At 64.0% G+C, this 7,594-nt stretch carries 6 protein-coding genes; 2 read left to right on the plus strand and 4 right to left on the minus strand.

Annotated features, from left to right (window positions below):
* Nucleotides 1-314 precede the first annotated feature (314 nt).
* Nucleotides 315-1,166: a hypothetical protein gene (locus RMO57_RS10460; protein WP_310386373.1), complete on the plus strand. Its 852-nt coding sequence runs from the start codon at nt 315-317 to the stop codon at nt 1,164-1,166.
* Nucleotides 1,167-1,383: 217 nt separating this feature from the next.
* Here the strand turns inward: RMO57_RS10460 and RMO57_RS10465 are convergent, their stop codons facing one another.
* Genes RMO57_RS10465 through RMO57_RS10475 form a run of 3 tightly spaced genes read right to left on the minus strand, consistent with a single transcriptional unit; the run spans nt 1,384 to nt 5,041 of the window.
* A complete protein-coding gene (locus tag RMO57_RS10465; protein ID WP_310386375.1) occupies nt 1,384-1,728 on the minus strand; it encodes a hypothetical protein in 345 nt (114 codons plus the stop codon).
* On the minus strand, nt 1,725-4,469 hold the full coding sequence (locus RMO57_RS10470) for a protein kinase domain-containing protein (RefSeq protein WP_310386376.1): 2,745 nt from the start codon (nt 4,467-4,469) through the stop codon (nt 1,725-1,727). Before RMO57_RS10470 ends, RMO57_RS10465 begins: the two co-directional genes overlap by 4 nt.
* Complete coding sequence (locus RMO57_RS10475) at nt 4,463-5,041, minus strand: ECF-type sigma factor (protein ID WP_310386377.1); 579 nt, start codon at nt 5,039-5,041, stop codon at nt 4,463-4,465. The genes RMO57_RS10470 and RMO57_RS10475 overlap by 7 nt, the downstream gene beginning before the upstream one ends.
* A 246-nt stretch (nt 5,042-5,287) precedes the next feature.
* Here RMO57_RS10475 and RMO57_RS10480 point away from each other — a divergent pair, with 246 nt between their 5' ends.
* Nucleotides 5,288-5,863, plus strand: coding sequence for a diguanylate cyclase domain-containing protein (locus tag RMO57_RS10480; RefSeq protein ID WP_310386378.1), 576 nt, complete (start codon nt 5,288-5,290; stop codon nt 5,861-5,863).
* Between the two features lie 77 nt (nt 5,864-5,940).
* Here the strand turns inward: RMO57_RS10480 and RMO57_RS10485 are convergent.
* On the minus strand, nt 5,941-7,594 hold a 1,654-nt coding region (locus RMO57_RS10485), incomplete at its 5' end, for an AMP-binding protein (protein WP_310386379.1).

Raw genomic sequence — 7,594 nt, forward strand, 5'->3', positions numbered from 1 at the left:
GGCGTCCCCGGCGCGGACAGTTTTTGCCGGATTTGCAGCCTCATAGCTCGGCTATGGGGCAAAAAGACGGTGAAAAATGGACCGCTGCGGGCGACTTGCAGCCGCCGATTTTTCTGCCGCCCGGGCTCCTAGGCTGATCGGGCGGGGCTGCTGACGATGGGCCCGAACTTCCATGCAGGCTAAGGGTTTGCAGCATGGCCAATTCGTCAAAAATGGCCCAGCAATCGCCTAAGCTACGCCTGCGCTGCGCGCCGCCCGCGCAGCAGTTCGAAAACTCGTTATTTTCGTAACGCTGAACACTGGAGTGCCTTCTCTTGGATCATTTGGCCTGCTTTACCCCGAAGGACCTCCCTGCGTCCGGCGCTCCGCCACCCGATCTGGCGGCTTACCGCTGGCGCTTGCTGGCGCAGGGTGACTCCTGGTTCTCGACCGCTACCGCCAAGCTCAATGCGCATGCCAATTTGCTGCAGGAGATGGTCTTCAAACAGCCCACCTGCGCGGTCAACTGCGCCGGCTCCGGCGACGCGCTCAGCCATATGGTGGACCTGGCGTCGGCCCCCGACTTTGTGCGCTTGTTGAGTGCTGCGGACGCGCCGGTCTGGGACGGCGTGCTGCTTTCGGTCGGCGGCAATGACCTGATCTCGGCTGCCCAAACCCCCGCCCACACGGCCGATGGCGCCGAGGTGCCCCTGCATCTGCGCCTGCTGCGCCGCCAGACCGAGTGGGGCCCGCCGTCAGCCGGCGTAGCGCGTTACTTCTCTGAACCCGGTTGGGCCACCTACAGTGACTACCTGCGCACCAATGTGCGGCATTTGCTGACGCTGCGCGACCAGGGCCCGTCGGCTGGCAAACCGGTCTTTATGCATTGCTATGCGGTGCCGATGCCGCGTCCTGCCGATGCCGCGTCCTGCCGGCACCGAGGCCAATGCCAACTCGGAGTTAGGCGCGTCCGGCCCTTGGCTGTACCCAGCGCTGAAGGCCTGCGCGCTGCCCAGCGCCGATTGGGCGGCGGTCAGCCGTTTGATGGTGTTCCATCTGGCGCTGCTGCTGAAAAGCATGGCGGCGGACAAGGAACAATTCCCTGGCCTGCATGTGTTCGACTCAACCGCCGTGCCCTTGGCGCCGGCGACGGCCGGCACCAGTGGCAGCAGCGGCGACTGGCATAACGAGATTCACCTCAACCACAGCGGCTGCCTCAAGATCGCCCGCGCCTGGTCGGAGAGCATTGAAATGGTGCTCAGTGGCGTGGTTCTGGTGGTGCCGGGGGGCAAGCGGCGCAGCTAAGTGCCTGAGCAATAGGGCTTTCCTTGTCTTGCGGCCGCTATGCTCGGCCTCAAGCCGTTTCAGCGCGTTTCAGCGCGTTTCAGCGCATTTCAACTGGCATCAATCCTCGTTCACGATGATGGGATCGATGGGGAAAATTTCACCCGTGGCGGTATTCCTAATGTTCAGCGTGTAGGTATCGCTGCCTTGCACACCGTCGTAATCCACCAGCGTGAGTTGAGAGGGTGAAAGGCGCCATGACCCAGGAAACTGATCCGTCGCGCCAGTGAAAAAGATCGCATCTGTGTCGGGGAACTCGTATCCGGCCACGGCGAGATCGAAGGAGATCATCACGTTTGCTCCGGAAACGGACAGGCTTGCAGGCTCGCACACGGGCGTGCCTTGGGCGTTGGACACCACCCGAACGTGGTAGGCAGGAAACATCGGAACTGTGGTCGTGGTCATGTGGCGTTGCCCTGCGAAGAAGTGTTTGCTATGAAAGTGAGAAGCTCGGCGTACAGCGGATGCTTGTAGTCCGAAGCCTTCAATCTTTCGACCAAGGATTGAGCTTCTTGAGTCTTCCCCAGGCGCGCTAGCGCGTGAGCGCGTATCACTGTTAACGGAATGTCGCCTTTTTCGGACGCCGGCAGCAGTGTCGCGCTAACCCGCTCCCACAGCGCAAGCGCTTGGGGCGGGGATGTACGGCTCAGCAAGTCGCCGAGCAACAACTCCACCCGAGCGACGGCTCCCTGTTGCGAGGGGCTCAGCGTCTTGCCTGCTTGCGCCAAGACGCCGACTTCTTGGATGAATGCACGCAAGGGCTCGCCGCGACTTTGCGTGTAGTTGCTCGGATTTTTGCGTGCATCTAGTAGCAGCCAGCGAGCCTTCAGGGCTACGTTTTTGGGCAGCAGCTTGTTGCCGCCTCCCTGCAGCAGCAAGCGCTCGACGTCTCTGTTCAAACGCTCGAATGGCGCAATAGCTTGCGTGAGACTGGCCGTGTCGAGGGCATCAGCCAGTTCCAGCTTGGCTTGGCAGAGTTGCAGCAACCAGTCGAGGTTTTCCGGGTCACTGGCGACCAGACGCGTGAAGCGCTGTATCGATGCGCTTGCCGCTTGCCTGGCGCTATCGGCTTGACCCAATGCCAGATGCATGCGGGCAGCATCGTAGTAGCTTCCCGCAAGCAAACTCTCCAGCTTGCTATTGGCCGAGGTGCTCGGCCGAGCTTGGATCGCGGCGACCTTGGCATCCAGGGATTTGAGGGCAGATTGAAAGTTGCCGACGCGTTCGTGAGTTCTTGCCACCCAACCATGGGCATTGGCCAGCTCGAAGTTCGATTCTGGGTTCTTGGTGGCGATCTCGTTCCAAGAACCCACCGATGCTGTGAAAGCTGCCAGTGCTCCGTGGGTCTGGCCCGAGTCCAGCAAGAGCACGCCCAGATTCATCTGAGCCGAAGCCTGTTCGACTTCCCATCGCGGGTGGCCCGGTTCGATTTGCGTCAGTTGGGTGGCAAGCGCAAGATAAGACTCGAACTTCTGGTGGGCTTCTCCCGCCTCGCCGCGCCGCCTTGCGATGTATCCGACCCAATACTCACTTTGCGCGTGCTCAAAGATATGGCGAGTATCACGCGGGCTTCGGCTCAGCAGTTCAGAGGTACTGATGGCTGCCTGCTTGAAGAACTGATCGGCCTCATCCAGCTTGCCGCGCTTCTCAGCGATTTCGCCCATCAGGTGCAAGGCGCGCGCACGCCGCCCCAGCGAGTCGGCATCGGTACTGCCCAGCTGCTGCTGCGCGTAATAGCCCAGCGCTTTTTCCCCCACCGCATCCAGCACATCCAGCCGCCCGACCGGCTCCAGCTTTTTGCGCAGATCGCCGAGCATGAATTCGATCAAGCCCTCGGCCTGGACGCGCTGCTCTTGCGCCTCCTGGCCCTTCAACAGCGCCACGCCGACGCTGGCGCTCAGGGTTAGCAGACCAAGCGAGCCGGCCGCCACGGCGACGCGGTGGCGGCGCACGAACTTGGCGAAGATGTAGGCCTTGCTGTCCGGCCGCGCCGTGATCGGCTCATGGTTGAACCAGCGGCGCAGGTCCTCGGCCAGCTCGGCGGCGTTGGTGTAGCGCTCGGCCGGCAATTTCTTGAGCGCCTTGGCGACGATGGTGTCCAGATCACCGCGCAGCTCGCGCGCCAGCGGCTTGTTGTCAGTGACCTGGTCCGAGAGCTTCTTCGGCGCCACTTCGACCAACGTGCGCATCCGCTCCAGCGGCGTGGTCTGCTCTTCATCGCCGGGGGTGGTCGGGTGCTGGCCGCTCAGCAGCAAATAGAGCAGCACGCCCAGCGCGTAGACATCGGTGGCGGTGCTGACCTCACCGCCCTGCACCTGCTCGGGCGCGGCGTAGCGGGGGGTGAAGGCGCGGCCGGCTAAGGCGCTCAGCTCGGTCGCTGCGCTTGCTTCACGGTCTGTTCCTTCTTCATGCAGCAGCTTGGCAATGCCAAAGTCCAGCAACTTCACCTCACCCGCTGAAGTAACCAGGATATTCGACGGCTTCAAGTCGCGGTGCAGGATCAGCCGGGTGTGCGCATGGGCAACGGCAGCGAGCACGTCCTGGAACAGTGCCACGCGCGCGCGGGCCTTCAGCGCTTGGGTCTCGCAATAGCGGTCCAGTGGCAGGCCGTCCACATATTCCAGCACCAGATAGGGCTGCTCGCCGCTGTCATTGGCCGTGATGCCGGCGTCAAGCAGGCGTGCGATATGCGGATGGGCCAGCCGGGCGAGGATCTGGCCTTCGCGAGCAAACCTCCCGGCGTCACCTCGGCCGAGCAGGCCGGCGTTCAAGAACTTGATCGCAACCAAGCCCTCGAAGCGGCCGTCAGTGCGGCGCGCCAGCCAGACCGTGCCCATGCCGCCCCGGCCGATTTCGCGCTCCAAGCTGTAGGCGCCGATCTGCTGGCCGGCCCGGTTGCTGGGCTTGACTTGTTGCGCCTCCATGGCCTGCAGGGCGGGCGTGGCCAGGTAGTTGGCGGCGTCCATCGCGTCCTGGCGCCACAGCAGCTCGCGCAGATCGGCGGCCAGTTCAGGGTCCTCGGCCTCCAGCACGCCTAAGCGGGCGGGCCGCTGATCGGCGCTGAGGTCCAGCAGCTCGTCCAGCAGCGGGCTTAAGCGAGGCCAGCGGGCCTTGTCGATGTTTCGGCGGGGCGGCTGACTCAGCATGTTTTCAGCGCCATCGACAAAAACAGCCGTGCTTTTTGCCAGTCGCGCTGCACGGTGCGCTCGGTCACGCCCAGCGTTTCGGCGATCTCGGCCTCCAGCAGCCCGCCGAAGTAACGCATTTCCACCACTTGCGCCAAGCGCGGGTCCAGGTCGGCCAGCTCGGCCAGCGCCTCGTGCACGCGCAGGATTTCGTCGTCGCCCTGCGGCGCCAGCTCGGCCACCGCCGTATTCAGCGTCACATGGGCAAACTCGCCGCCGCGCCGTGCGGCTTGGCGGGCCCGCACCATGTCGATGACGATCGTGTGCATCACCCGCGCGGCATAGGCGAGGAAATGCTTGCGGTCTGGAAAGGCCTGCTGCTCCGCCCCTTCGGTCTTTTGCAGCCGGGCGTACAGGCGCAGATAGGACTCATGCACCAGGCCGGTCGCGTCCAGCAGGGTCAGGTGGCCGGATTGACGCATGCGGCTGCGCGCCAGCTTTTGCAAGTCGGCATAGAGCAAAGCCACGACTTGGTCAGCAGCGGCAGCGTCACCCTGGCCGGCGGCGCGAAGCAAAACAGTGATGTCGGGCATGAGGACGGGGGAGCGGGAGTTCTGCAAGCCAAGCGGCAGCCCGCACTCTAGCGCTTGGCTGAGTCAGCCTCGGGCAGGGCTAGAAATATTTCCAAACCCATGTCGGGTTTGCCGCGTCAACCCCGTTTTATCAGATGAGGACATGAACACTTGTTGATGACAGGGAGGCCAAATATATGGGCTGTTACCGAGCGTTTGTGATCCTCACCTCAGCCGATTTTTGGCGCCCACAACCTCAAATTGCCCGTGCAAAACACAGCCGCCGATATCTCTCTGCTCACCAAGCGCCAACCCACGGCGCGGGCGGGCGCGCCCGCCTTGATCGCGCTGCCCAATTTGCAAGGCTTTGCCAAGCTGGTGGGGCGTGAGCTGAGTCAGGCACGGCGCTTCGGCACGCGCCCGGCGGTGCTTTTGATCGATGTGGAGGTGCGCGAGCCGCTCGGCGCGCCGGTGCAGCAGGCGGCTCAGGCCGAAGCCTTGCTGGCGGCCTTCGGCGCGCGCCTGCGCGGCCGGGTGCGCAGCAGCGATGTCGTGGCCCGCATCGGGGCGCAGCGCTTTGGCGTGCTGCTGCAAAACGTCGAGCGGGCCAATGTCTATGCGATCCAGCAGCGCCTGCAGCAGGTCTTGAGCGGCGCTTACGAAGTGGCCCCGCGGCCGCTTTACGCCAACGTGCTGAGTGGCATTGCCAAATGCGAATGCCCACGCATTGGCGGCAGCGAGCTGACTCGGGCCGCCGAAGTGGCCCTGAGTCATGGTGCTTGCGCTGAGCCGAAACCGGCCCGCCAGCCGCCCGTCCCTGCGCTTACGTCAGCCCGCTGCTGATCGCCTTCAGCAAGGTCGAGTTGGCGGCAGCGCCGCTGAGTCGAGCAGGCTTGCCGGCGCAGGCCGGCGAGCCGCCCTCAATCCCCAAACACCACCTTTTTGCGCTCACCGACCCAGCCTTCCAGCTGCGGGCCGTAGACCTCTTCCACCCGGTTGCGCTTGATCTTGAAGGTGGGGGTGATGAAGCCGTTGTCGACGGTCCAGGGCGTCTTGATGACGACCAGGCAGTCGAGTTGCTCGTGCGGGTCGAGCTTGGCGTTGATGCTGTCCAGATGTGCGCCCAACTGGGTGCTGAGTTCGGCGCGCTCGGCGGCGGTGCCGCTGTGGCCGGCGGCTTCCGGCGACAACATCACCACACCCACCGGCTGGCCCATGCTGGCCCCGGTCACGACACAAGCTTCAACCGACGGATGCTGGCCCAGCCTATCCTCGATCGGCGCCGGCGCCACATACTTGCCCTTGCTGGTCTTGAACAGATCCTTGACCCGGCCGGTGATGCGCAGCAAGCCCTTGGCATCGATCTGGCCCTTGTCGCCGGTGCGCAGCCAGCCGTCCTCTGTCAGCACCTCGGCGGTCAGCTCGGGCTGCTTGTAATAACCCAACATCAAAGCGGGGCTGCGCATCAGCAGCTCACCGTTTGCGGGGTCGATGCGGGTCTCGACGCCGTCATAGGCGGGGCCGACCGTGCCGATCTGGTCCTCACCCGGCAGGGTGATGTGCGAGACCGCCAGGTTCTCGGTCATGCCGTAACCTTCGCAAATATTCAGGCCCAGCTTGCGATACCAGTGCAGCAGGGCAACCGGCATCGGTGCGGCGCCACCGGCAGCAATCCGGCATTGGTCCAGGCCCAGCGCCTTCATGATCTTGCCGCGCACCAAACCGCCGATCAGAGGCAGCGAGAGCAAGAAGTCGAGCTTCTTCTGCGGCATCTTGGCCTGCACGCCTTGCTGGAACTTGACCCACAAGCGCGGCACCGAGAAAAAGACAGTCGGCCGCGCGCGCTGCAGGTCGGCGGCGAAGGTGTCCAAGCTCTCGGCAAAATAGACCGAGAAGCCGGTGCGCAGCCAGCCATGTTCGACCAACACCCGCTCCACCACATGGGCCAAGGGCAGGTAGGAGAGCATGCGGTCGTCCGCCGACATGTGGATGCGCTTGAGCGCCGTGCTCAGCGCCCAGGCGAAGGAACCAAAAGAGTGCATCACGCCCTTGGGCGCGCCGGTGGTGCCCGAGGTGTAGATCAAGGTGGCCAGGTCATCGGCTTGGCGGATGGGCTCGCCCACCAGCGCGGCAGTGCGGCCACAGATGGCGTCCCAGCTGTCGTAGGACTGCTTGGCATCGTCGGGCGAAAGCGGGTAGCTGATGCAGGGCATGCCGTCGGGCATACCGGGCTTCATGCCGGCCCAACCATCGAGCTTGCCGACAAAGCAGGCCTTGGCCTCGCTATGCGTCAAAATTTGTCGAATGGTATCGGGCGCCAAGGTGGGGTACAGCGGCACCGACACATAACCGGCCATCCAGATGGCCAAGTCGCTCATCAACCACCACGCGCAATTCTTCGACAGAATCGCCACCTTGGCGCCGGGCTCCCAACCCTGCGCCTGACCCAGTGCCTGCAAATGCGTGGCCATGCGCCGGACTTGATCGCCCACTTGCTGCCAGGTGAATTCCTGCACGGCCCCAGCGCCCATGGGCTGGGTCAAGGCAACCCGTGCGCCCAGGCTGCGTTCCCAG

It is taken from the genome of Roseateles sp., from assembly GCF_031397715.1.
Classification (GTDB): domain Bacteria; phylum Pseudomonadota; class Gammaproteobacteria; order Burkholderiales; family Burkholderiaceae_C; genus Paucibacter_A.

Coding starts and splice junctions, on each gene's coding strand:
- RMO57_RS10465 (WP_310386375.1), bottom strand. CDS start 1,728: ATGACCACGACCACAGTTCCGATGTTTCCTGCCTACCACGTTCGGGTG.
- RMO57_RS10470 (WP_310386376.1), bottom strand. CDS start 4,469: ATGCTGAGTCAGCCGCCCCGCCGAAACATCGACAAGGCCCGCTGGCCT.
- RMO57_RS10475 (WP_310386377.1), bottom strand. CDS start 5,041: ATGCCCGACATCACTGTTTTGCTTCGCGCCGCCGGCCAGGGTGACGCT.